Annotated in this window: 24 protein-coding genes; 15 read left to right on the forward strand and 9 right to left on the reverse strand. The window is 54.8% G+C overall.

Annotated elements, in window-relative coordinates:
- Window positions 1-594 (forward strand): hypothetical protein (locus ACP5H1_RS04255; protein WP_427972106.1); only part of this gene is annotated, 594 nt, incomplete at its 5' end.
- On the opposite strand, the gene ACP5H1_RS04260 is transcribed toward ACP5H1_RS04255, so the two are convergent.
- Window positions 573-947 (reverse strand): hypothetical protein, encoded by a 375-nt coding sequence (locus tag ACP5H1_RS04260; protein WP_427972109.1) that lies wholly within the window; start codon window positions 945-947, stop codon window positions 573-575. The two genes, ACP5H1_RS04255 and ACP5H1_RS04260, sit on opposite strands and share 22 nt — an antisense overlap.
- An 89-nt stretch (window positions 948-1,036) precedes the next feature.
- The gene (gene argF, locus ACP5H1_RS04265; RefSeq protein WP_427972112.1) at window positions 1,037-1,984 is read right to left on the reverse strand and encodes an ornithine carbamoyltransferase; all 948 of its coding nucleotides are present in this window, start codon (window positions 1,982-1,984) and stop codon (window positions 1,037-1,039) included.
- A gap of 117 nt (window positions 1,985-2,101) precedes the next feature.
- Between argF and ACP5H1_RS04270 the strand changes: the two genes are divergently transcribed.
- Window positions 2,102-2,527, forward strand: a complete 426-nt coding sequence (locus ACP5H1_RS04270; protein ID WP_158303777.1) for a PUA domain-containing protein — start codon at window positions 2,102-2,104, stop codon at window positions 2,525-2,527.
- Window positions 2,524-3,261, forward strand: a complete 738-nt coding sequence (locus ACP5H1_RS04275; protein ID WP_427972115.1) for a proteasome assembly chaperone family protein — start codon at window positions 2,524-2,526, stop codon at window positions 3,259-3,261. Before ACP5H1_RS04270 ends, ACP5H1_RS04275 begins: the two co-directional genes overlap by 4 nt.
- A 1-nt stretch (window position 3,262) precedes the next feature.
- Here the strand turns inward: ACP5H1_RS04275 and tgtA are convergent, their stop codons facing one another.
- Window positions 3,263-4,810 (reverse strand): tRNA guanosine(15) transglycosylase TgtA, encoded by a 1,548-nt coding sequence (tgtA, locus tag ACP5H1_RS04280; RefSeq protein ID WP_427972118.1) that lies wholly within the window; start codon window positions 4,808-4,810, stop codon window positions 3,263-3,265.
- Complete coding sequence (locus ACP5H1_RS04285) at window positions 4,810-5,259, reverse strand: Lsm family RNA-binding protein (RefSeq protein WP_427972120.1); 450 nt, start codon at window positions 5,257-5,259, stop codon at window positions 4,810-4,812. The genes tgtA and ACP5H1_RS04285 overlap by 1 nt, the downstream gene beginning before the upstream one ends.
- A 76-nt stretch (window positions 5,260-5,335) precedes the next feature.
- On the opposite strand from ACP5H1_RS04285, the gene ACP5H1_RS04290 reads away from it, so the two are divergent.
- Window positions 5,336-5,797 (forward strand): acyl-CoA thioesterase, encoded by a 462-nt coding sequence (locus ACP5H1_RS04290; protein WP_427972122.1) that lies wholly within the window; start codon window positions 5,336-5,338, stop codon window positions 5,795-5,797.
- Here the strand turns inward: ACP5H1_RS04290 and arcC are convergent.
- From arcC to ACP5H1_RS04305, 3 genes are read right to left on the reverse strand one after another with little or no spacing between them, the layout of a single operon-like run.
- A complete protein-coding gene (gene arcC / locus ACP5H1_RS04295) occupies window positions 5,794-6,711 on the reverse strand; it encodes a carbamate kinase (RefSeq protein WP_427972125.1) in 918 nt (305 codons plus the stop codon). The genes ACP5H1_RS04290 and arcC overlap by 4 nt on opposite strands.
- A 27-nt stretch (window positions 6,712-6,738) precedes the next feature.
- A complete protein-coding gene (locus ACP5H1_RS04300) occupies window positions 6,739-7,494 on the reverse strand; it encodes a phosphoribosyltransferase family protein (RefSeq protein WP_427972127.1) in 756 nt (251 codons plus the stop codon).
- A 16-nt stretch (window positions 7,495-7,510) separates the two neighbouring features.
- Window positions 7,511-7,738, reverse strand: coding sequence for a 30S ribosomal protein S17e (locus ACP5H1_RS04305; RefSeq protein ID WP_427972129.1), 228 nt, complete (start codon window positions 7,736-7,738; stop codon window positions 7,511-7,513).
- 129 nt (window positions 7,739-7,867) lie between these two features.
- Between ACP5H1_RS04305 and thsB the strand changes: the two genes are divergently transcribed.
- The 7 genes from thsB to ACP5H1_RS04340 all read left to right on the forward strand — a co-directional run bounded on the left by thsB (window position 7,868) and on the right by ACP5H1_RS04340 (window position 16,558).
- Entirely contained in the window at window positions 7,868-9,550 is a 1,683-nt protein-coding gene (thsB, locus tag ACP5H1_RS04310; RefSeq protein WP_427972131.1) for a thermosome subunit beta, read from the forward strand.
- A 185-nt stretch (window positions 9,551-9,735) separates the two neighbouring features.
- Window positions 9,736-10,797, forward strand: coding sequence for an NAD(P)-dependent glycerol-1-phosphate dehydrogenase (locus tag ACP5H1_RS04315; RefSeq protein WP_427972133.1), 1,062 nt, complete (start codon window positions 9,736-9,738; stop codon window positions 10,795-10,797).
- A 101-nt stretch (window positions 10,798-10,898) separates the two neighbouring features.
- The gene (psmB, locus tag ACP5H1_RS04320; protein WP_427972135.1) at window positions 10,899-11,537 is read left to right on the forward strand and encodes an archaeal proteasome endopeptidase complex subunit beta; all 639 of its coding nucleotides are present in this window, start codon (window positions 10,899-10,901) and stop codon (window positions 11,535-11,537) included.
- Between the two features lie 42 nt (window positions 11,538-11,579).
- Window positions 11,580-13,604 carry a beta-CASP ribonuclease aCPSF1 gene (locus tag ACP5H1_RS04325; RefSeq protein WP_427972137.1) on the forward strand — a complete coding sequence of 675 codons (2,025 nt, stop codon included), beginning with the start codon at window positions 11,580-11,582 and terminating at the stop codon, window positions 13,602-13,604.
- 9 nt (window positions 13,605-13,613) lie between these two features.
- The gene (locus ACP5H1_RS04330; protein ID WP_427972139.1) at window positions 13,614-14,849 is read left to right on the forward strand and encodes an Nre family DNA repair protein; all 1,236 of its coding nucleotides are present in this window, start codon (window positions 13,614-13,616) and stop codon (window positions 14,847-14,849) included.
- 96 nt (window positions 14,850-14,945) lie between these two features.
- Window positions 14,946-15,413 carry a Fur family transcriptional regulator gene (locus ACP5H1_RS04335; protein ID WP_427972142.1) on the forward strand — a complete coding sequence of 156 codons (468 nt, stop codon included), beginning with the start codon at window positions 14,946-14,948 and terminating at the stop codon, window positions 15,411-15,413.
- Between the two features lie 203 nt (window positions 15,414-15,616).
- The gene (locus ACP5H1_RS04340; protein ID WP_427972253.1) at window positions 15,617-16,558 is read left to right on the forward strand and encodes an acyl-CoA thioesterase; all 942 of its coding nucleotides are present in this window, start codon (window positions 15,617-15,619) and stop codon (window positions 16,556-16,558) included.
- A gap of 2 nt (window positions 16,559-16,560) precedes the next feature.
- Here the strand turns inward: ACP5H1_RS04340 and ACP5H1_RS04345 are convergent, their stop codons facing one another.
- A complete protein-coding gene (locus ACP5H1_RS04345) occupies window positions 16,561-17,754 on the reverse strand; it encodes a thiolase family protein (protein ID WP_427972144.1) in 1,194 nt (397 codons plus the stop codon).
- 145 nt (window positions 17,755-17,899) lie between these two features.
- Between ACP5H1_RS04345 and ACP5H1_RS04350 the strand changes: the two genes are divergently transcribed.
- From ACP5H1_RS04350 to ACP5H1_RS04365, 4 genes are read left to right on the forward strand one after another with little or no spacing between them, the layout of a single operon-like run.
- Window positions 17,900-18,886 carry a methylcobalamin--homocysteine methyltransferase gene (locus ACP5H1_RS04350; protein ID WP_427972147.1) on the forward strand — a complete coding sequence of 329 codons (987 nt, stop codon included), beginning with the start codon at window positions 17,900-17,902 and terminating at the stop codon, window positions 18,884-18,886.
- Window positions 18,883-19,875, forward strand: coding sequence for a methionine synthase (locus ACP5H1_RS04355; RefSeq protein WP_427972150.1), 993 nt, complete (start codon window positions 18,883-18,885; stop codon window positions 19,873-19,875). The genes ACP5H1_RS04350 and ACP5H1_RS04355 overlap by 4 nt, the downstream gene beginning before the upstream one ends.
- A complete protein-coding gene (locus ACP5H1_RS04360; RefSeq protein WP_427972153.1) occupies window positions 19,869-20,933 on the forward strand; it encodes an AIR synthase family protein in 1,065 nt (354 codons plus the stop codon). The genes ACP5H1_RS04355 and ACP5H1_RS04360 overlap by 7 nt, the downstream gene beginning before the upstream one ends.
- Window positions 20,926-21,540 carry an adenylate kinase family protein gene (locus ACP5H1_RS04365; RefSeq protein WP_427972156.1) on the forward strand — a complete coding sequence of 205 codons (615 nt, stop codon included), beginning with the start codon at window positions 20,926-20,928 and terminating at the stop codon, window positions 21,538-21,540. Before ACP5H1_RS04360 ends, ACP5H1_RS04365 begins: the two co-directional genes overlap by 8 nt.
- On the opposite strand, the gene ACP5H1_RS04370 is transcribed toward ACP5H1_RS04365, so the two are convergent.
- Window positions 21,421-23,070 carry an ATP-binding protein gene (locus tag ACP5H1_RS04370; RefSeq protein WP_427972159.1) on the reverse strand — a complete coding sequence of 550 codons (1,650 nt, stop codon included), beginning with the start codon at window positions 23,068-23,070 and terminating at the stop codon, window positions 21,421-21,423. The two genes, ACP5H1_RS04365 and ACP5H1_RS04370, sit on opposite strands and share 120 nt — an antisense overlap.
- Window positions 23,071-23,092 lie beyond the last annotated feature (22 nt).

Genomic DNA, 23,092 nt, shown 5'->3' on the forward strand with positions numbered 1-23,092 from the left:
ACTAATGAGCCCGTCTACGATTGGCAGGGATATCTAATGGAGGGCTATGACGTAGAGTTCAACTTTCAGGATGGATTTGAGGGCGGACAGCCATGGCCCTATGGGCTCTATGAGTCACAGCAACAGATATCGTGGCTGGTGAAATCAGTGGGCTGGGTGGATGTAGGGGGTCCCGGTCTAATGATAGCCACAACTACAGATGATGGCACAGTGATAGCTATAAGGGATACCCCAGGAGGAGGGCTCTTCACCGACTGGCTGGGCAGCTGGCCTGGGGTCAGCGGCGCTCTGCTCCCAGTCTGGGCCACTGACTATGAGTGGACGGACTGGCACAGTCCAGTAACCTTTGAGGCCCCCCTTAACGCTACGGTTAGCTCCATGGGTGACTACAGGGTGGCAGTACTCTACTACCAGGACATAGGAACAGGCACGTACTTTGCAGTTTTCGTGCCCTCTATTTCTATGTCGTCAAACATAGCGTGGTACTCGCCGGTGTTCCCAAGCGGGGGCTCCTACCCCTACGTGAGGGCTCCCCTGGCGCCGGACCTGCTCTTAGGCCCTCAGTCAGCGGTTCAGGGCTGGATAGTCGGCTGAAGGTCGGGGCTGCAGGAGGCCAGAGCTATGTCCTTCAGGTACGTGAGCACGGGCCTCAGCTCCATGAAGACTGGGTCCTCGGGGTTAGAGCTTATCAGCACGTTATTAACCATGTCGGCGAGGGCGCAGCTGTCTATCGAGGCCGCCAGCTTGTTGCCCCTCTTGGCCTCCTCGTAGGTCTCCTTGGCCTTCGCTGTTATCTTTAGCAGGGAGGCTTTCCACGACTTATACAGCATGACGCTTGCTATTGCCGAAGGGCTCTCCGCGTCCTTAATCCTCTTCTCGCTCCTCTCGAGGCTGTTTATGTGCGATATCAGTACATCGATGATGCCCCCGAGCACCTCGTAGCTCAAAGCTATACCCCTTACACGTTAACTAACTGTAAGGTTAAAGGGGTAGGAGCTCAAGCGGAGGCCTAAAGCCTCTTAAGAAGGGAGTAAGGCTAAGGTATGAGGGCTGCCAGCACGGCTTTCTCCGTGTGGAGCCTGTTCTCAGCCTCGTCCCAGACCACAGACCAGGGGCCATCAATCACGTCATCGGTTACCTCCTCGCCGCGGTGGGCCGGCAGGCAGTGCATGAATATGGCCCGGCTCGAGGCCCTCTCCATGAGCTTTGCATTGACCTGGTAAGGTGCCAGCAGCTTCTTCTTGGCCTCAGCTATGCCCTCCTGCCCCATGCTGACCCACACGTCAGTGTACACTATGTCAGCGCCGTCCACGGCCTCCTCAGGCTTTTCAGTGAACTTTATCTCAGCGCCGGTGACCTCGGCGTCCTTCATGGCTGCCGCCAGTATGGACTCGTTCGGCTTTAGGGAGGCTGGCGAGGCCACGTATATGCTGACCCCAAGCTTAGCCCCGACGACCATGAGGCTGTGCAGCACGTTGTCGCTTCCGTCACCCACAAAAGCCAGCTTGAGGCCGCTGAACTTGCCCTTCTTCTCGTAAATCGTAAGGTAGTCAGCTAAAGCCTGGAGCGGGTGAGACAGGTCGCTTAAGGTGTTTATCACGGGCACAGTGGCATACTGTGCCAGGACCTCGAGGTCCCTGTGGTTCCTCACCCTGGCCGCTATGGCGTCTACAAACCTTGAAAGCGTCCTGGCGGTGTCAGGTATGCTCTCGCCGCGGCCCAGCTGGAGCTCACTGGAGCTGAGCATTATGGGCAATGCGCCGAGCTGGTATGCTGCCACCTCGAGGCTGACCCTGGTCCTCGTTGAGGGCTTCTCAAATATCATGGCTACGCTTCTCCCGCGGAGGGTGTCCAGCATCCTCTCGCCGGCGTAGAAGCGCTCCTTCATCTGCCTTGAGAGGTCAAGCAGGAAGTTTATCTGCTCTGTCGAGTAGTCAGTGAGGCACAGGAAGTCCTTACCCTTAAGCTCATGTGGGGATGTCATGTTTGAGACCCAGGTCTCTTACATCATGTCAGTTTAAAAGCTTGCGGACAACCTGCGCCCTGGTTCGGGAAGGGGCCTTTGCCTCCAAGACCTGCCACTGGGTGGGAGCTGAGACAGGTGAGTTACCTGCTCGCGCTGCAGTTTAACGAGGAGGTAGCAGCGGCCATAACATCACTTCCGCTTCAGGTGGAGCTTAGGAGAGGTAAAATAAGGTACGTTTATTACAATGGGGTCAGGTTAATGACCTTAAGGCCAAGGGACTTCACGTTCAGCATATCTCCTGAGGCAGGCAAGATTATAAAACGCGCGACGGAGCCTCCAAGGTTTAGGGTCATTGTGAGCAGCGGGTCCGCCCTTGAGGGTGAGGTCACAGGCAACAGCGTCTTGGACGCCGATAAGTTAATAAGACCCGGTGACGAGGTTCTCATAGTTGATGTTAATGATAGCCTGCTCGGCGTCGGCAAGGCAAAGGCCCCAGGCTTCCTCATGCGCCAGTTGGGTCCGCAGGAGGTCGTGAGGTTTAGGAGGGGTGTGGAGGATTGAGGACGAAAGGCATATCAATAGTTATGAGGCAGTCCCCTGAGTCGCTCAGGGGCTCCGTGCTAGTAGCAGGCTTCCCAGGTTTCGGCAGGATCGGCTACGTGGTGCCGCGATATTTGGCCTCAGCGCTGTCCCTCAGTAAGGTAGGCTACGTGCTAACTCCAAGGCTTCCATCTATGATAATTATGGAGGACGACGGCATAGGGTTCCCATTCGAGCTCTACGCGGGCAACGGAGTTTTGGCCCTGGTCAACAGGGCGGTCCCCGAGCCCGTAGACCAGAACGCCTATTGCAGCGAGGTGGCTCTCTGGGCCTCACAGGTCGGCGTAAAGTATGCAATATTGGTCGGAGGCCTCAGCCGCGACTATGAGCCGCCAGAGGAAAAGTACGGCTACAGGTGGCTTCACAACAGGCTCTACGAGGGTCCAAAACTTCAGGCGCCGCTGATGGAGGAGGGCCTGGGCGTGGTTGGCCCATTGGCGCTGCTTCACATATACCTTGAGCACTACGGAGTTCCGGCAGTTATGGTATTGCCCTACTCTGCGGTGGACACCGTGGACTACGACGCGGCGCTCGTAGGCATGAGAGTTATAGTTAACGAGCTGCTGGGCGTTAAGGTTCCTATGGACGAGCTCGAGAAGCTCGCGGAGAAGCAGAAGGAGGAGCTGGAGAAGATCTCAGATATACTCTCCCAGGAGAGGGAGGGAAAGCAGGGAGGCACGAACATATTTATGTGACTCAGCCGTGCTGGGCCTTCGGTCCCCCCTTTAAGTCCCCTGCCCACAGGACCTTCAGGCCCATCCTCTGCATCTCCTGTCCAACCTCTAGGCTCCAGCGCTTCTTCGGCGTCGCCTCAACTATGATGTCATGGCCCTCCCTCTTGAGCCTTATCACGAGCGCTCGGAGGAAATTCACCAGGTCCCTGATAACGTCATCAGGCACTGGTTCGCCATAGCTGAACTGGGCCGTTGGGTAGGCGCCGCAGATCTCCTCGGGCACAGCGCCAAGATATGGAATGTAGTATACCAAGGAGAGCCCGTCAGCCTTGGACTGCTGGCACATGCCACTCCTGCTGAGCAGCGGGGCCAGCCTGACTAGGTTAAAGGAGGGCCTGTAGCGGAGCAGCACCCACGTCCTTAACCTTATGATCCTTGGGTTCCACGTGCTCTCTATGGAGAACAGCCTGGCCCCGCGGAGGCCGCCCTTGCTGGTCGGCGTGAACGACTCCATGTACCTGTAGTACTTGCTTATGGCCCTTAGCGCTTCCCGCATCTCCGGGCGATAGTGAGAAACCTCAACTAAGAGCTCCCAGAGCCTCCCCTCCCTTATGCTCTGCTTAACCCTCTCTATGGACCTCTTTATCGCGTAGAGGTTGTGTATCGCAAGAAGCTTCCTCCTCTGTTCAGGGGGCATCTCGAGCAGGTCCTTTGGCGTGTACTTCCTGCACACGGGGCATGAACATGGGAAGTACTCCAGCTCCTGAAGCTTCACGGTGCCGTAGTCCGTTATGTACCTGTCGTCCCTCGCGTACAGCATGTATGAGGCCGAGTCGAAGGTATCAATGCCAAGGGCCGCCGCGAAAGGGAACATCAGCGGGTGACCTGCCCCAAAGAGGTGTGCAGGCCTCTCGGGCCTGAGGAACCTCTTGGCGGTGCCTATCATGTCTACGACCACTTTATAGTTGTACTTTTCCATAAAGACGGTGGGGCTCCCTATTCCATACATGGGGTAGGGCAAGTCCGCTGACTCGCTGGCGCTCTTGGCAACTAGGTCAAGGTACTTGCCACCCTGTATCGGGAGGACCCATATAGTCTTGGAGTTCTCAAGGTCAAGATAAGATATAGCTTCCCTGGCGTTGTTCAAAGTGTTTATGACGCTCTGCTCTGCCAGCCTCCTGCTGACGTCGCCCGTGGGGTGGTCTAGGATTACGGCTATGTCACTCTTTATGTCCTTCTCAAACGATACAACAGTCCTCTGGTCAACGTCTATAGATCCGTACTCCAGCATCTGATAGGCTCCTGAGTCGGTCATTATAACACCATCAAAGCCGAGAATACGGTGAACTCCCATCTCCCTGGCTTTGTCGCCAAACCTCCTGTAAAGCAGGTAGGCGTTAGTTATAACCTGATTAAAGCCGGCCTCCTTGATCTCCTGTAAGTCAATCTCCTGGCGCAGCGGGTCTACCACTGGAAAAAAGGCCGGCGTCTCAACGCGTCCTGAGGCTGTCTCAAGGACCCCTATCCTGCCCGCCAGTTCGAAGTCTTTAATTCTAAATACGTTAGGCATCAGCTGATTGCAACCCCCTTCGTCCTCAGGTACTCCCTGAAGAGCGTGTTGACCTTCTGCGCTAGGGGGCCCGAGCCCTCCACGCCGTTCTTTGAGACCCTTATGGTCCTGCTGACCTCAACCACGTTAGCGTCCTCATACACTTTGACCTGGGATCTGTCAATGTTGCCGAACCTGAGCAGGAACTCCATGAACTCCTTGGCGTTAAACACCTCGGACTCCCCGACCTTTATTTCGGCCAGGCGACTTCCACTTATTATTATGATGGGCCACTGGTTGCCGGAGGGATCCTTGGCCTCCTCTATTACAACGGAGAGCGTCGAGGGGTCGAAGCCCGTCAGCTTGCCCGTGTAGGTCTTGCCGTCGCTAGTTGTGACGTTGACGACATGGTCTATGAGGCTGTTGAGCTTTGCCGTGAACCTCCGCGCAGGCTCTGTGGCTATTGACATAGTGCCTACACCTAGCTTTAGAGCCGCGGATAAGGGAATAAAAACAGTATTTAGGCGCTAATGCTAGGCGGTCCACATGGCCTCCAAGCCCATATTTTCAGCCTCCTATAGGGTTTACTGGAGCGAGACCGACGCGGCGTGCTGGATGCACTTCTCCAACTATTTCAGGGTTTGTGAAAGGACTGAGGAGGAGTTCCTGGCAAGGCTCGGCTTCACCCAGGGCAGCCAGCCTGGTAAAAGGCTAATAATGCCAAGGGTCAGCGCCAGGTGCGACTACAAGAGCCCCCTGGGCCCTGGGGACTCCTACAGGGTGGACATAACTAGCATTATAATAGGCAGGAGCAGCCTCACGTACGAGTACGAGATCTACAATGAGACCACGAACAGGCTGGCAGCTAAATGCACGATAGTTACGGTAGCCTATGATGAGAACCTGAGGGGGTCCGTGGAGCTCCCGCGCGAACTGAAGGAGAAGCTGCTTGCCGCGGGCGCCAGGCTGCGCGACGAGGTTAACGATGGCATAAAAGCGACTGGCTAGGGCCTTATCCTTGTGCCTGACGAGCCCCTGACCACTTCAGGGAGCTCGTCAAGGCTTCCTATCATCGCGGTCTTTCCGGTAGACCTAACGAACCTTAATGCCGCTAAGACTTTCGGTCCCATGGAGCCCGGAGGGAACTCTCCCTTCCTGTAATACTCCTCAAGCTCATCAGCGGAGACCTCGTCAAGCCAGCGCTCGTTGGGCTTTCCAAAGCCTACGGCGACGCCCCTGACGTCGGTTAGGATTATGAAGAGGTCAGCCTTGAGCTTGACAGCGAGCAGGGAGCTCGCAAGGTCCTTGTCTACGACGGCCTCGACAGGCCTTAGGCCTTCTGGCGTCCTCATGACAGGTATGCCTCCCCCTCCCGCCGATATAACAATCATGCCCTCCCTGGCTAACTCTTCTATTAGGTCTGACTCAAGTATGTCCAGAGGCTCTGGGCTCGGCACCACCCTCCTGTAACCCCCTCTTGGGTCCTGCTTGAACGTCCAGCCGTACTCGGACGAGAGCCTCTTGGCTTCGGCCTCGCTGAAGTAAGCGCCGACAAACTTCGTTGGGTTCTTGAACGAAGGATCATTCGCGTCCGCTAGGGTCCTCGTTATTATAGCGACAGCCCTCCGCCTGCCCTGAAAGGCCTCCTCTAGGGCCGTCTGAAGCATAAAGCCCAGCCATCCCTGGGTCATAGCGTCAGCTAAGTCCATGCTCTGCGAGGGATAACCCCTAGCAGCGTTCATAACTTCAAGCAGGTAGCCCACCTGCGGCCCATTTCCATGCGTTACTATTATTTCGTCCTGCTGGAAGGTCTTTGCTATAAGTGAGGCGGTCCTCCTAACATTACTCCACTGCTCCTCAGGGCTTCCCCTTTCGCCCTTTCTAAGTATAGCGTTACCGCCCAGGGCTATTACTACGCGCACGGCGAACGCCGTTAAGTCATGGTCTCATTAGGTATTTGAACTTTCTTGGCCGTTAACTTCCCTCTTAAATTCACTTACTTCCCACGGAAATACTATCCATTTACTGACCTGGGCAGCATAGTAGTCAGGAACCAGCTTGGTCCAGGGCTTTATGTAGAGGGCCGCAGTCCTTATCTCGGCTGGCATGTAGAGCGATAGCGCCTGCACGGAGAACTGGAGCGTGAGCCCCGAGTCGCTCACGTCATCAACCAAAAGGACCTTCTTGTCCTTTATTGGAAGCGTGAGCGGCTGCCTCAGGAAGGGCCTCTCGCCCCTCTGCCCTGGTGATATGTAAAGCTTCACCTCTAGAGTGCCTATGTCTTCGACCCCCAGCCTGTCGGCCAGCAGTCTCCCGGGTATCAGGCCTCCCCTCATTATGCACACTATGGCGTCGGGCCTAAAGCCGGAGTTGTTTATTTTCTCGGCTATTCTCTCCACAGCCTCGTCTATCTGGCTCCAAGTTATCCACTGAAACCTGTCGTCCCCTCCGTGGTTTACTGGGAGCACGACTATTTCTTTGGCTTGGCGGCTTCTGTCAAGGAGCCTGCTATCGACGCCATCCACGAAGGCCAGAAACCCAGGCCTGGGGGTTCCGTCCTGGGAGAGCACGGAGCTAAGTCCTGGGTACTGCGACAGTAACTTCTTGAGGACCTCGGTCCAGCTGTCCCCCTCAACCAGTACTTCTTGAGCCCCTCCAGCCAGGTCCCTTAGGGCTGCCAGGAGCTTTACCCTAGTAGTTGGCAAGGGGGCTCAGGCCCTCTTAGCTGGTCTTAGTCTCCTCGCTCAGGCGCTTCTGCCTCTCCTTGTTAATTCTCACTAGACTAGTTATGTACCCGGCAACCTGGTTCCTGAGCCTCTTTGAGGACCAGTAGGTCAGCTGCGACACCACTTTCTTGTTGTTTTCAAAGCTTTCAGTGAACAGGTTAGGGTACTTCGCCAGGAGCTCCCTGGCAGTCCTCTTGACCAGCGTCGTCCTAACCTTACCCATCTTACCACCAGGAGCCCCTGTGGGGTCAGACATTAAAAGCATTAGGAAGACAACCCCGATGTCTCAGAAAAGCTTTTATAGAAGCACTCTAACATAAATTCAAGGAACATTAAGGCGGGTGAATAATCTATGGCCTCACAGCTTGAAACCATGGGAGTTCCAGTGATCATACTCAAGGAGGGCACTCAGAGGACTGCTGGCAGGGAGGCCCTCCGCAACAACATGATGGCAGCCATCGCAGTATCGGAGATCCTCAAGACCACGTATGGCCCTAAGGGCATGGACAAGATGCTCGTTGATAGCCTTGGTGACGTAACTATAACCAACGACGGGGCCACAATACTCGACAAGATGGACATACAGCACCCCGCTGGCAAGATGCTGGTCCAGGCCGCCAAGGGCCAGGACGAGGAGGCCGGCGACGGAACTAAGACCTCAGTGATATTCGCTGGGGAGCTGCTCAGGCAGGCCGAGGACCTCGTAGACAGGAACATACACCCAACCATAATAATACAGGGCTACAAGAGCGCTGTTGACAAGGCCATAGAGGTCCTCAACAGCATAGCTGAGCCGGTGTCGATAGACGACACTGACAAGCTAATGAAGGTTGCCATGACCAGCCTCAACAGCAAGGCGGTTGGCGAGGCCAGGGAGTACTTTGCCAAGATAGTTGTCGACGCCGCGAGGGCGGTAGCTGAGAAGAGGGGCGACAGCTGGTACGTCGACATAAACAACGTGCAGATAGTCAAGAAGCACGGCGGCGCCCTTACAGACACCCAGCTGGTGAACGGCATAGTAATAGACAAGGAGGTCGTCCACCCAGACATGCCAAAGAGGGTCGAGCACGCTAAGATAGCCGTGCTTGACGCCCCGCTTGAGATACAGAAGCCTGAGATAGACATGGAGATCAGCATATCGTCGCCTGATGCCATAAAGAGGCTGCTCGACAAGCAGGAGAAGATACTGCAGGACAAGGTGGAGAAGATAGCCGCCACCGGCGCCAACGTGGTGATAACCCAGAAGGGAATTGACGACGTGGCCCAGCACTTCCTGGCGAAGAAGGGAATACTTGCCGTCAGGAGGGTTAAGAGGAGCGACATAGAGAAGATAGCCAGGGCGACAGGCGCCAAGATAGTGACTAACTTGGACGACCTCAAGCCTGAGGACCTGGGCTACGCTGACCTAGTCGAGGAGAGGAAGGTAGGAGAGGACAAGATGGTCTTCATAGAGGGCGCCAAGAACCCGAAGAGCGTGACCATACTGATACGCGCTGGCTTTGAGAGGATGGTGGACGAGGCCGAGAGGGCCATACACGACGCGCTGAGCGCCGTGGCCGACGCTATAATGGACAGTAAGGTGGTTGCTGGCGGAGGCGCCGTGGAGGCCGAGGTCGCTAAGGCCCTGAGGGAGTGGTCGAAGAGCGTCCCAGGCAAGATGCAGCTGGCAGTCGAGGCCTTCGTGAAGGCGCTTGAGGCGCTGCCGCAGACGCTGGCCACCAACGCTGGCTACGATCCGATAGACATACTCATGAAGCTTAGGAGCGCCCACTCCGATCCCTCAAAGAAGTGGTACGGCATAGACCTGAACACCGGCAACATAGTTGACATGTGGGCCAATGGCGTGGTGGAGCCGCTCAGGGTCAAGGTAAACGCGTACAAGGCCGGAACAGAGGCCGCGACGCTGATACTGAGGATTGACGACATGGTGGCCGCGAAGAAGAGCTCAACCGGGCCAAGCTCAAGCAAGAAGGAGGGCAGCGAGGAAGAGGAGTCTTCGTCGAGCACTTCAAGCGCCTCTAGCTCAAGCGATTGAATAACGGCGCTACCTGAGTAGATGTAGCATAGGTTTCTTCCCTTTTTGGTCAAAGAAACTTTCCAGGGGTTAGCTATGACCCTTTTTAAAGATTATCTGGCCCTTCCTGATGAAACTTCTGGGAGATCGCTCTGCCTTGTAGCTGCCTTTTATTGCTAGGCCTACAGAGCGCATTGGAGACTCAAATGGAACAGCACATAATAGAGCTGCCAAAAAGGATCGTAGTTGGAGAGGGCGCACTGAAGAGTCTTGGAGAGCATTTTAGAGACATGTTCCCTAGTGGCTCGCTAGTGTTTGTGGTCACCGGGCCTCATATAATAAACTCGCTGTACAGCGATGTTAAGCAGATACTTGAGGATAGCGGTTTCAGTGTGACGTATGCTATAGCGGGACCCGCCACTGTAGACGAGGCGAACAGGGTTGCGGAGGAGGCCAAGAGGGATCGAGCGGACGTGCTCCTAGGCTTAGGAGGCGGAAGAAGCATAGACTTAGCTAAGTACGCGGCCGCGGAGTCAGGCAAGGAGTTCGTCAGCGTGCCCACAGCGCCTAGCCATGATGGTATAACAAGCCCCTTTGCCACGCTGAGGGGGTTTGAAAGGCCATATTCGAAGTTGGCCAAACCGCCAAGGCTTCTGTTATTGGACATAGACGTTATATCATCTGCGCCAAGGAGGCTCGCCTCCGCGGGCTTCGGCGACCTGATAGGTAAGTATACTGCGGTACTTGACTGGAGGCTTGCCCATAACCTCAGGGGCGAGTACTACGGGGCCTACGCAGCTAGCCTAGCGCTTATGAGCGCGAGGCACGTAGGGGCCTATGCCAGGAAGATAGGGCTTGGCAGCAAGGATGGCATAAGGGCTCTCGTGGAGGCCCTGGTAAGCAGCGGCGTGGCCATGTGCATAGCTGGGAGCAGCAGGCCTGCCAGCGGATCTGAACACCTGTTCGCCCACGCGCTTGAGATGATAAGCGAGAGGCCACCCCTTCATGGTGAAGCCGTGGGCGTGGGTACGATACTCATGTCATACCTTTACGGTAAGGATTGGGTCCGCATAAGGAGGCTGCTGAAGGAGGCAGGGGCCCCGGTTAATGCTAAGGAGCTGGGTGTCACTGACGATGAAGTTATAGAGGCCCTGGTAAAGGCTGCATCGATAAGGCCTGAGAGGTACACCATACTGGGCGAGAAGGGCTTAACAAGGGATGCGGCAGAGGAACTGGCTGTTAAGACCAAAGTCATCAATGGGGACTGAAGATGTAAAACTCGGCTAACTGAACCTCTCCGAACCTTCGGTCAAACTATAGCGAGACCCGCAGATGCATCTTTAAAAATCTGCTGTGCAGCAAACTGCTGGTGAAGAAAGTGTTCAGTTATGACACACTAAACAGATACGGCAGGGGTTGGCATGGGACAACGACCGTAGGCCTAATAGCGGGCGACTATGTGGTTCTTGCCGCAGATAAGAGGGCCACCGCTGGGACCCTGATAGCGAGCCGCACGGTTAAGAAGATAGTTAAGCTTACGGACTATGCCGCAATGACTATATCAGGCCTAGTGGCGGACGCGCAGGCCTTGGCTGATGCCGTGAGGGAGGAGGCCAGGTACTATGAGCTTGACAGGGGCAAGAGGCTGAGCGTCTACGGCATGGCGACCCTTCTGGCCAATATACTCTCGTCGAGCAAGTACTTCCCATACCTGGTTCAGTTGATAGTGGGTGGATACGACACTGCCCCACACCTCTACGCTATAGATCCTTATGGAGGTGTCACCGAGGAGAAGGTCGCATCTACGGGGTCAGGCTCCCCCGTGGCCCTTGGAGTTCTGGAAAGGGGCTACAAGGAGGGCATATCATTGGACGACGCTGTAAACCTGGCCGCTGAGGCCATAAGGTCCGCCATACTTAGGGACTCGGCCACAGGCGATGGGATAGACGTCACGATAATAGGGCACTCTACCTATCAGGAAAAGTTTATACCTTTTCAGTCACGCTAATCTTTTGTAGGAACTGCAGACCGTTCCTGCGGTGGTGCAGCTTTGGAGAGCCAGTCTCAACCAGGCGAAGAGAGGCGCCTGATATCAGGGCTTGAGCTGCGGAGACGAATAGTCGAGGAGATATACAAGAACCTCGGCAGCGCTGAGATAGCCAAGATAGAGTTTGAGGGCCCAGAGATAGCGATCTACGTTAAGAACCCCAAATGGATGCTGGAGGGCGAGGAGAAAGTAAAGGAGCTTGCCAAGCTCATCAGGAAGAGGATAGTGGTTAGGAGCGACCCAAAGGCCAGGGCGACCAGGGAGGCCACGATAAAGTACATACTTGAGAACGCCCCTCAGGACGTTACCATAGACCCGAGCGACATACAGTTTGATGAAGTCCTTGGAGAGGTAAGGGTGCTAACTGATAAGCCCGGAAAGCTGATAGGTAAGGGCAAGACTTTCAGGAACCAGGTTCTAGCGGCCACAGGATGGAGGCTTGAAGTGCAGAGGAAGCCGCCTCTGGTCAGCAAGACGCTGGCGTCGCTCAACACTCTTTACCTGATGGCATCAGGCGAGAGGAGGCACGCGCTCAGGGAGATAGGGGAAAGGATCTACAGGGACATGATCTCAGGGCCCCGTTACGTGAGAATCACCGGCCTTGGAAGCTTCGGGGAAGTTGGTAGGTCCTGTATACTGGTAGATACCTCGGAGAGCAAGATTTTACTTGATGTTGGCTTCGCCCAGAGCGGCTTTGGCCCTGACGCCTACCCCATGTTTGACGCCCCTGAGCTGAGGCTTGACGAGCTGGACGCTGTAGTCATATCGCACGCTCACATGGATCATGTGGGCCTGGCCCCTATGCTCTACAAGTACGGTTACCGTGGGCCCATATACATGACCCCCGCCACGCGCGACATAGCTACCCTCATGTTGCAGGACTTCATAAACCTCTACATAAGGGAGGGCAAGGAGCCCCCCTACACTCAGAAGGACCTGATTACCATGCTTAATCACACCATAACAGTAAACTACGACGTCGTCACTGACCTTTCGCCTGACGCAAAGCTCACCTTCAGCGACGCCGGCCATATACTGGGCTCTGCCCTGGTACACATACACATAGGCCAGGGCCTTTACAACATACTTTACACGGGGGACCTCAAGTACTACAGCGTAAGGGATAACAAGGCCCTGAGACTCCAGCCCCCTGCCAACACGGAGTTCCACCGCATCGAGGCGCTAATAATGGAGAGCACCTACGGAGCCACGGAGACGCCCACCCGCGAAGAAGCTGAGCAGCAGCTGATGGATCTGATCAACAGAACCTATAAGAGGGGAGGTAAGGTGCTGTTACCAGTCATGGCTGTAGGAAGGTCGCAGGACATGATGGTACTTCTCAACAAGGCGATGCAGGAGAAGAAAATACCTGAGATGCCCATCTACATAGATGGCTTAATATACGAGGTTACCGCGATTTATACGGCCTACCCAGAGCTCCTCTCGAAGGAGATAAGGGACCAGATACTCAACGAAGGAGCGAACCCGTTCATTGGACCACAGATGGTATTCGTGAACGACCAGAGCAAGAGGGATGAGGCGATATACAGCCAGGGACCGGCAATAATAATTTCAACAAGCGGGATGATGACAGGAGGTCCTATACTCGAGTACTTTAAGGCCTTGGCGGGCGACCAGAGGAACTCGCTAGTTTTCGTGAGCTACCAGGCGGCTGGGACGCTTGGCAGGAGAATAATTGAAGGCGAGCGGGAAGTACAGTTAGAGGACGAGAACAGGCTTAAGACGTACAAGGTGAACCTCGAGGTCGCAAGAATAGAAGGCTTCTCAGGCCACGCCAACAGGAGCGAGCTGCTGGCTTTCCTAAGGAGGCTCACGCCAAAGCCCAGAACTATAATACTTAACCACGGTGAGCCTGCTGGGCTTTCCGCGCTGGCCTCAACTATTAAGGGTAGGTGGGATAAGCTTGGCTTTGATGCATCCCCAGAAGTGGTGGTGCCCGAGAACCTTGAGACCATAAGGGTGTACCCCAGATCCTCAAAACTGCACAACGCCCTACTTTACAGCTGAGGGAGCGCTTTGCCCTCCATACCCCCTGAGCTGTGCGCCAGGTGCAAGGGCTACAAGCTGCTCTGCGGCCTGCCAAGGTGCCCTATACTGGAGAGGTTTAGAGTCCAGGTAAGCGCCGTGCAGAGGATAAATGGAAAAGACGTGGTGGGCTCCACGCCTCCAAGCGTGCTTGTCGGCGAGTATGGATACCCCAAGGTCTCGTTTTACTACATGGTGCCCCCGGGTAAGTCCTCGGACGAGGCGGCTTACTATGACGCGCCTAAGCTATGGGCGGAGAGGAGGGAGACCCTCGGTAGTATAGTGAAGCTCAGGGGGGAGATGGTATCCGCCTATGTAAGGCTTGACGTCCATGAACCCTGGAGGTTGTACGAGACGGAGCTAGGGCTTGCGTCGCTCTCGGAGAGGCCCGTTGAGAGCGACGTACTTCTGAAGTCGCTGCCGCTTCCGCAGCTCAGGTTTGACGGCCTGACAAAACCCATGGGGCCCAGGGCCCCAGCCGAGAGAGTTGTTGTGAGCGGGGCCCCCAAGCTTCAGAGAAAGGCTGAGGAGGCGATCTGGGACGATGCAAAAGCTGAAGATATAATATGGGAGCTCTACCAGGCGGGAGTTGACGTCTATAAGATACAGGACATGCTAAGCCTTGGATTTCTTGGAAGGCTCAGGGCCAGAAAGCTGGTTCCAACAAGGTGGGCGATAACTGCAGTTGACGATATAATTTCAAGAAGGTTGAGGAGGGAGGTTAGGGACTTTAGAAGCGTTGACAGCGTTGAGGTGAGGGAAGCGGAGTACTTAGGGAACCGTTTCTTAGTAATCCTTATGTCTGGTGAGGGCACCTTCGAGTGGATAGAGGTATGGCACCCTAGGGGCCTCTGGACGCAGCAGGCCGAGAGGCCAATAGTGGAGCGAGTGGAGGAGGACCCGCTTGGAAGGGCATCAACCATGGACGGCGGCTTCTCCGCGGCCCGTTTGGCAGTGCTTGAGGGCCTGAGAAGCTCGGCAAAGAAAGCCGACGTTGTCATTTTAAGGGAAATCCTACCTACATACTATGCCCCAGTGGGCAACTGGCACATACGCGAGTCTATCAGGAGGGCCATGCTGAGCGAGCCGAAGGTATTCGACAGCGTGCAGGCGGCTGCCGAGTACGCAGCTAGCTGGCTCAGGGCGAGCCCTCAGGACGTGTTGGCTCAGAGCTCCCTGTTAGGCTTTAGGGCGAGGCAGAGAAGGCTAACAGACTTCCTAAGGTAGCTAAGGCCGGCCATATCTTAACTCAGTGAGCGACAGTATTAATATGAAGTTAAGTATAAAAACTTTTCAATACAAAAAGGTTCCAGAGTGCTAACCATGGCAGAAGACGAGTGGGTAAAATCAAAGCTGCAGGAGGTGCTAGAAAAAATAAGCTCTGAGGACAAGAGGATAACTCCGCAGAGGGTCCTCCTGACAAAACTTATATTATCAAAGGTCAAGGAGCACGCCTCGCTTAAGGAGCTCTTCGACGCCGCGCAGGAAGAGCTTCCCCGCGTGGGCATTTCTACTGTCTATAATACCATAAAGATGCTGGAGAGCATGGGTATCGTGGATACATTCATCATTAATGATAAACTGAGGATAGATCAACCTATACCTCACATAAACGTGTACTGCCTAGACTCTGACAGGATCTTTGACGTTGATGGCGACGTAGCGTCTACGGTCATGGATTCCTTGAAGGCAAAGGGGCTCAACGTTAAGAAGATAGTGGTTGAGGCCTACTGCAGCGAAGAAAAGAAAGAAGACAGAGGGCTAGGAGTCGATACCCCCGACCTTATTTAGCTCAGCTGAAGGTTCGTTAGATGGACACGAACCTGTTCTGGCTCGCGCGTCGAAGCAGCCGTGCTACCTTTTTAAATAAACTCTAGCACTCTAAGGTGGTGGTTTAGGTGGCCCGAGCGAACTGCGAAAGAACGTTGTCGCCATTGCAGACTGTCATGACATCAGTGTTTCAAGCGTTGCCTATGCATGCTAACCCCCTGGGGATGCTATTTGGCGGCATCATGGAGGACTGGATGGTCCAGGTCTCGAGTATGGAGGCAACCAGGATAGCCAGGAGGCCGACGCTGCTAGCAAGCCTCGAAAGCCTTTACTTCCTCTCCCCAGTGCTTGTCGGCGAGAACGCCATAATAACAGCATGGGTTGACTACGTGGGCAACAGCAGCATTGATCTCAGCCTCCTGGTAGAGGCCGAGAATCCAATAATGAACGAGAAGAGGCTAACAACGCTGGCTCACATGACCTATGTGGCTGTGGGAAGAGACCTGAGACCTGTCCCCGTGGGGGTCTGCATAGAGCCTAGAACCCCAGAGGAAGAGGCCCTCTATGAGGACGCTATCAAGAGAAGGAAGGCCAGGGAGGAGAGGATAAAAGATAGAAGGCAGAGGGTCTTTGACACATCCCCTCCCAGGGGCCTCCTCGACAAGTATACGGTAGTAACTAACAAGGTTGTGATGCCTGAGGATGTTATGCAGATAAACACCCTCTTCGCCGGGAGGCTCATGAGACTCCTTGATGAGGTGACAGCCTTAGTGGCAACAAGGTACGCTCGCGGGCCAGTGGTGACGGCCTCGGTGGACAGCACGGACTTCTACACTCCGATACTCCTGGGGGAGACCATAATAGCCTACAGCACTCTGACTTATGTGGGCAAGTCAAGCATGGAGGTGATGGCTAAGGTAATCAAGAGGGATGAGATAACTGGCGAGGAGCGCCACACAACGACGAGTTACTTTACACTGGTTCATGTAGGCCCCACTGGCAGGAGCGAGCCCGTGGAGCCCTTCACACCAACAGAGGACTGGCAGAAGAAGCTGATGGCCGAGGCCGAGGAGAGGAGGCGCCCGAGGCTTGAAGGCCTTCAGGCCTTCAGGGATAACGCAGAGAAAGTCAGGGAGCTTCTGGCGCAGAAGGGGCTGGCGCCCTAGCCTTAGACTAACTCTATGGCTATGGAGGCCGCCCCTCCAAGTCCATGGCATATTGACGCTACTCCTCTCTTGCCTCCGTGCCTCCTCAGGACGTTGATCAGCTCCAAAGTTATTCTTGCGCCGCTCATACCTAACGGATGGCCCACCGCTATGGCGCCTCCATGGACGTTCATGCGGTCATAGGGTATCCCCAGCTCCTTGTGCATTATATAGCTGTTCACTGCAAAGGCCTCATTGTTTTCCCAATAGTCTACCATATCAATAGTCCACCCGACGTCATCAAGCAGCTTCTTCACGGCCCCAACAGGTGCCGCAGGAAACCTCCAGGTCTCAACGCCGTGGTAAGCAAAGCCCACTATGCGCGCTACGGGCTTAAGACCAAGCGACTTAACGGCCTCCTCGCTCGCTATGAGAAGAGTTGCAGCTCCATCACTGAGCTGGCTGCTGGAGCCCGCGGTGTGAGGTCCCCTGCTAGTGAAGGCGTAGGGCAGCGACTTTAGCTTCTCTATGCTGGTGTCCCTTCTTATCCCCTCGTCATGGTCTAATATCACCTTTCCATTCCTTTCATAGGGCACCACGAAGTCTTTCATCAGGTTGTCATCCCATGCCTTAGCTGCGCGCTCATGGCTTTCATATGATATTTTATCCAGCTCATCCCTTGGAGCGTTATATTCGGCCGCCGTCATGTCAGCCTCCTCGCCCATAACCTTGTTAAGAAGCACGTCCCAGAGGCCATCGTATACCATAGCGTCTAGGATCTGCCACTCCCTACCTATGAGGTGCTTCATTCCCCACCTCGCGGATGACTGAATTATGAAGGGGGCCATACTCATAGATTCCATGCCGCCCGCGACAATCACGTTATAAGAGCCCGACGCGATATAGTTGGCGGCCGTTATTATAGCTGCCATGCCGCTGGCGCATACCATGTCAACTGTCATAGAGTCTATGTTGTAAGGTACCCCACTCTTTATTGCTACCTGCCTAGCCGAGTCCATGCCGGTGCCAGCCCTTATCACGTGTCCATAAATTAGCATATCAAGGTCTGACGGCTTGAGACCTGTCCTTTCAAGGACCTCCTTAAGCGTGAATGATGCCAAGTCAACAGCCGGTACATCCTTGTAAGCGCCTCCAAACTTGCCGACAGGCGTTCTAACGCCATCTACTATGTAAACGTTCTGCTTAAGTTTGGGCATATCGCGTCCCAGCTCTGACAGAACTTAGAGGCTTATAATGGCTTTTTCTTGAGGCATTAATAAGGTTAAGGACTGCGCAAGGCCTTCGGGCTATACGGCTCAAGCTTAAAAGAGTCGCTAACACTGGGAGAGCGGGTGTTAATTATTGAGGCTATGGTCTATGGTGCTTGGGGGTTTTCCTCGCACGAGGGAGGCAAGGCATGCGTTGAGGGACATGGAGAGGGGCGCAGGCTCACAGGTTAGCATAGAGTGGAACGTGACCGCGGAGGAGGCCGCCATAATAGGCGTACAGGAGGCCCTGGGCTTCAGGTACGTGGTCGATGGAATGGTTGACTGGCACGACATATTCAGGCCATTCGTTAACGCATGGAGAAATGTCGCGGCGAGCGGCCTCCTGAGGTACTTTGACAATAACTTCTTCTATAGGGTGCCACTGTTCACTGATAGGCCAGACCCTGATCATTTTGTATGGCCCCCGCGGATAAGAGCCTTCAGCAACATAGCAGAGCCTAGCCCACTCAAGGCCGTTATACCAGGTCCTCTGACGTTTCTCCTGATGTCCAAGAACGCAAGCGAGCTGGGCAAAGAAGACTTGGCAGAGAGCATAGCGTCGGCGCTTGCAATGGAGGCGCAGGCTGCGGAGGAGGCGGGGGCATCGCTCATACAAATAGACGAGCCCTATATGACTGACCAGGAGCTCTCTAGGGATGACGCGGCATTAGGCGTCGAGCTCATAAATAGCATTGTGTCTAGGCTCAAGGTACCTACGGTTGTATCGCTATACTTTGACGTGGCCAGGGAGGACGTCTACGAGGCTCTCCTGAACGTAAAGACGACGTATATTTCCATGGACGTAGCTGATGCGCCCACCAGGGCGCTGTCGCTTATAGCAAAGAAGGGCCTTGGAGGTCATAAGCCGGTTCTGGGAGTCATAGACGCCAGGAGGATAGAGGATGACGACTTTGATAAAATTAGGGACTGGGTGCTCCAGGTTTCCAAGGAGGCAGGTGATGAAGAGATAGGCCTCACAACCACTACTTGGTTTGATGTGATACCGTATACGTATAGCCTCAGAAAGGCTTACCTGCTCTCTACCATAACTGAAAGGCTTGGAGAGGTGGTGCAGCAGTGAGCTACCAAGTGCCTTCAAAGTTCCCAACCACGGTGATAGGCAGCTACCCAAAGCTTCCAGAGGCCAGCGAGCTGATAAAGAGAAGGGACCGCGGCGAGATTTCCGAGGAGGAGTTCCACAGGCTCATAAGGGGTCCCATAGCAGAGGTTGTAAAGGACTATTTAGAGGCCGGGATAGACATAATCAGCGACGGCGAGCAGTCACGCGAAGACATGGTAGTTTACTTCGCGCAGCGGGTGCAGGGCTATGAGGAGGGCGAGTGGGTAAGGATTTACGATAACATGTACTTCAGGAAGCCTATAATTAAGGGGCCCCTCATCAGGACCTCGCCGCTTGCAATAGAGGACTGGCTTTACACATCATCAATAAGCGGCGGGAGGCCCGTGAAGTTCATAATAACCGGACCCTATACCATGATGGAGTGGAGCTTCAATGTCTACTACAAAGACAGGAGCGAGCTTATTATGGCATTAGCCAAGGTGATAAGGGAGGAGGTCCTTGACGCTGTTAGGGCAGGCGCGAAGTACATACAGGTGGACGAGCCTGCGCTTTCAACAAGGCCCTGGAGGGAGGAGGCTGAGCTGGCAGGAGAAGCGTTGCGCTACGTTTTCTCAGGCATAGAGGCTAAGAGGATAGTTCACATATGTTACGGTAGGCTTGAGAGAATTCTGCCCTATATACTAGATTATCCTGTCGACCAGTTCGCTCTTGAGTTCAAGAACAGCAACTTCAGGCTGCTGCCTTACTTAAAGGAGTACGGCTACAACAAAGAACTTGGTTATGGCGTGGTAGATGTTCACAGCATGCAGGTTGAGACGGTGAAGGAGGTGAAGGAAGCCATAGAGAAACTGATGAAGCTTGACGTGCTGCCCCCTGAGAAGGTCTACATAAACCCAGACTGCGGTCTCAAGCCACTGCCTCGCGAGGTCGCAAAGGCCAAGCTAGTTAACATGGTTAAGGCCGCCTCGGAGGCCAGGAGCGAATGGTAGATGACTACAGCATAAGACTTTATGAAGGTGGCTGGACCGGCAAGCTGCCCCAAGAGATTCTTGAGCAAATAGTGCTCTCAAGGGTAAGAGGATTCAGCTGGACGTCAACTCTCATGGGTCCAGCCATAGGGGAAGACGCGGCCTTAATAGACTTAGGGAGCTGCGTCATGGCAGTTCACAGCGACCCTATAACAGAGTCCCACTTCAGCGTGGGCTCCCTGGCAGTTGACGTGGCGTCTAACGACATAGCTGTAAGGGGGGTAAGGCCCCAGTGGATGCTAGTTGACGTGCTGATGCCCGTGGGCTCTTTGCTCTCCTCGCTCAGCGCCGTTATGAGCGAGCTCTCCTCAGAGGCCAGTCGACTAGGGATAGAGATAGTAGGCGGCCATACCGAGGCAACTCCGGGCTTGAAACATGCCATAGTGGTGGCCACCGTGATGGGATGCGGCAGGCATGACTACATAGTCACAACCGCGGGGGCTAAGGAAGGAGACATAGTTGTGCAGGTTAACCCAACAGCCATGGAGGCCACCGCTATAATAGCTAACGACTTCAAGGACCTCCTCCTTGGCGCTGGCCTTAGCGAGAGCGATATCAGCGAGGCGTCCTCGCTGATCTCAAGAGCGAGCATAATGAACTATGCCCTTCCCCTGGCAGAGGGGAGGCTAGTCACCTCTATGCATGACATAACTGAGGGGGGCCTCATAGGTGCCGCCTATGAGGTTGCCAGGGCCTCTGGGCACGACATAACAGTATATAGTGATAGCGTTGTAGTGGAGGACATAACAAGGAAAATCTTCACTGCGCTTAAAATGGACCCACTCAAATCTATGGGAAGCGGCTCCTTCATAGCCACCGTAAGGCCCGAGAACAAGGAGAGGGTCCTTGAGCTCCTCAGGGACCTGGGAGCTAAGTCATCGGTTATAGGCGTGGTGGGAGGAAGTTCCAGGACCCCCAAGTTAATTGTCAAAGGAAAAGGCTCGGAGCAGGTGTATTCGTCACCGCCGCAGGACGAGGTCGCCAAGTTATGGTCTAGGGGGAGGGAGCTTAATGGCTGAGCAGTTCGTAATAATAGTGGCTGGAACGCCAGGCGTTGGCAAGTCAACCCTTTCTGGCCTGCTCTCAGAGGAGCTGGGATGTAACGTAGTTGAGCCGTCACAGGTGGCTGTAAAAGAGGGCCTGGGAAGGCCAGACCCAGAGAGGCCTGGAACGCTCATAATTGATGAAGAGCGCCTTGTAAACTCTGTACTGAGCAAGTTGGGCCCCTGCACTATCGTGCCGACTCACTACCCGTCCCTCTTCTTAGACTTCGCAAATTTTAACGAACTGGTTCCATTCGTTGTTCTCCTCAGGCTGAGCCCGCTGGTGCTGTTCGAGAGGCTCCTGTCAAGGGGTTGGCCTCGCCGCAAGGTTCTTGAGAACGCGATGGCCGAGGCGCTGGGCTCCGTGGCCGATGAGCTTATGGACTATAGCGATATGACCATAGAGGTTGACACGACAGGTATGAGCCCTCAGTCCGTGCTCTCCAGCGTCATATCAGGCGTTTCAGAGTGGAGGACCGGCATTAACATTGACTGGCTCTCCGACCCGGCCGTTGCTAACGCTGTCCCTCAGTGGGGCTCTGAGCTGGACCTTTATGAGAATGGGGTTTACAATGGTGGGTGACTGAACTATGGCCTCGCCGGGCTGCAGCTTATCAAGGAGGTTAATCATATCGTGAGATAAGTTCATGCTCTGAACTATAACCTCCTTATCCCTGAGACTCCTAAGGGCGTGAACTATCTTAGTGTTGGCATTCAGTAGCACGTCGTTGGGCACCGCTGAGGGGCTCTGGGTTGCCAAGGCTATGTAGAGCCCGTACTTTCTGGACTCAGCCATTATGCGGCCCAGGAGGTCATTATCATCGCTAAAGAGGTTATGGGCCTCATCTATTGCAGCTACCACGGGCTTAGTCCTGTTCCTGCGGGAGAACATGGCCGCAAGCATTATTAGCGAGTAGGCTCTTCTGACTGTGTAGCTCTCTATCTCGTCAAGCAGCACTACCCTTGGGCTTCCCTCCAGCTCCTCGAGGTCCACAGAGCCATTAAAGATGTTGGAGAACCTGGCGCTGGCAACTATGGCGACTTTCCTTAACAGCCCCCTCTTGACTTCCCTGTCCCACTTGGCCTCCTCAGGGTACGCCTCTATGGCCTCCTGAAGCTCGCTGAAGCTCCTCGGTATGCCGTCGTTGAAGACCCTCATAACTATGTAGCTCTGGGGCTGGGTCAGATTCATGGCGCTGCTAAGCACGTCCAGCAGCAGCTCCGGGGACGACCGGAGTCCTTTGTCAGTGAACGGGTTAATGCCCCCATCCTTGAGGGGGCTCCACCTCTCCAGGCTGTCATTGATCAACCTATTTATCTCGCCAGCCCAGTCGAAAGCCACGAAATTAATTCCAATGCTGCTGAGGCCCTCAAGTATTGTAGTCAAGGTCGTGGTTTTACCCGTGCCAGTTGAGCCGAAAATGGCCACATGACCCTTTATATCATCTACGGTGAGCTGTACAGGCCTCGGGTAGGCGCCCTCGTAGGCAACTCCAAGCCTAAGCCCTGCAGCCTGTTCCTCTGAAGACATCAATGGAAGGGAGCCCCTGGAGGGCTCCACTATGACCGGCTCGCCCTTACCGGTGGGCTCGAGGGCTTCAAGGCCCTTCACAAGGGACTCTGGCACCTCTTCCAGCTCGCTAAGCCTCGCGCCCTTAACGTTCATTGATATGAGCGTCTTCAAAATCTCTGCCTCAATGCTAACTTCTGAGGGGTTTGGGTTCATGACACCTATGAGGGTCCTGCTGTAGCCTCCCTGAAGCATTGAAATTATCATATACCTGGCCCTGCCAGCCTTGGCCCTCTCCTTTATTATGGAGGCCAACAGCTGGGAGGCCTGAGCCCTCTCTTCAGCGGTGCCCGCGGTCACGACCTCTATTATCCTGAAGCTCATGTTGCTGGATGGCGCTTTTCTGTTGCGCCTCCTAATCGCTACTGAAACGCCGGCCACTGACGAGAGCAGGGCAGCGCCTGCGGCATCAATTGCAAGGCCTGTTGGTATCCTGAGAACCCCTGTGTCCAGCAACAGTTTGGCTATAATTGCGGCGCTTGGTATTGAAGCCAACGGCCTGTATCTCCTGGGCACGCCATCTATCAGTCTCCTGATATCCATGGCTATCCGTAAGTAACTCTGC

This window comes from Acidilobus sp., assembly GCF_049973875.1.
Taxonomy (GTDB): Archaea; Thermoproteota; Thermoprotei_A; order Sulfolobales; family Acidilobaceae; genus Acidilobus.

Coding starts and splice junctions, on each gene's coding strand:
- ACP5H1_RS04315 (WP_427972133.1), top strand. CDS start 9,736: ATGGAACAGCACATAATAGAGCTGCCAAAAAGGATCGTAGTTGGAGAG.
- thsB (WP_427972131.1), top strand. CDS start 7,868: ATGGCCTCACAGCTTGAAACCATGGGAGTTCCAGTGATCATACTCAAG.
- tgtA (WP_427972118.1), bottom strand. CDS start 4,810: ATGCCTAACGTATTTAGAATTAAAGACTTCGAACTGGCGGGCAGGATA.
- ACP5H1_RS04340 (WP_427972253.1), top strand. CDS start 15,617: ATGCTATTTGGCGGCATCATGGAGGACTGGATGGTCCAGGTCTCGAGT.
- ACP5H1_RS04360 (WP_427972153.1), top strand. CDS start 19,869: ATGGTAGATGACTACAGCATAAGACTTTATGAAGGTGGCTGGACCGGC.
- argF (WP_427972112.1), bottom strand. CDS start 1,984: ATGACATCCCCACATGAGCTTAAGGGTAAGGACTTCCTGTGCCTCACT.
- ACP5H1_RS04290 (WP_427972122.1), top strand. CDS start 5,336: ATGGCCTCCAAGCCCATATTTTCAGCCTCCTATAGGGTTTACTGGAGC.
- ACP5H1_RS04365 (WP_427972156.1), top strand. CDS start 20,926: ATGGCTGAGCAGTTCGTAATAATAGTGGCTGGAACGCCAGGCGTTGGC.
- ACP5H1_RS04305 (WP_427972129.1), bottom strand. CDS start 7,738: ATGGGTAAGGTTAGGACGACGCTGGTCAAGAGGACTGCCAGGGAGCTC.
- ACP5H1_RS04285 (WP_427972120.1), bottom strand. CDS start 5,259: ATGTCAATAGCCACAGAGCCTGCGCGGAGGTTCACGGCAAAGCTCAAC.
- ACP5H1_RS04345 (WP_427972144.1), bottom strand. CDS start 17,754: ATGCCCAAACTTAAGCAGAACGTTTACATAGTAGATGGCGTTAGAACG.
- ACP5H1_RS04370 (WP_427972159.1), bottom strand. CDS start 23,070: ATGGATATCAGGAGACTGATAGATGGCGTGCCCAGGAGATACAGGCCG.
- ACP5H1_RS04335 (WP_427972142.1), top strand. CDS start 14,946: ATGGCAGAAGACGAGTGGGTAAAATCAAAGCTGCAGGAGGTGCTAGAA.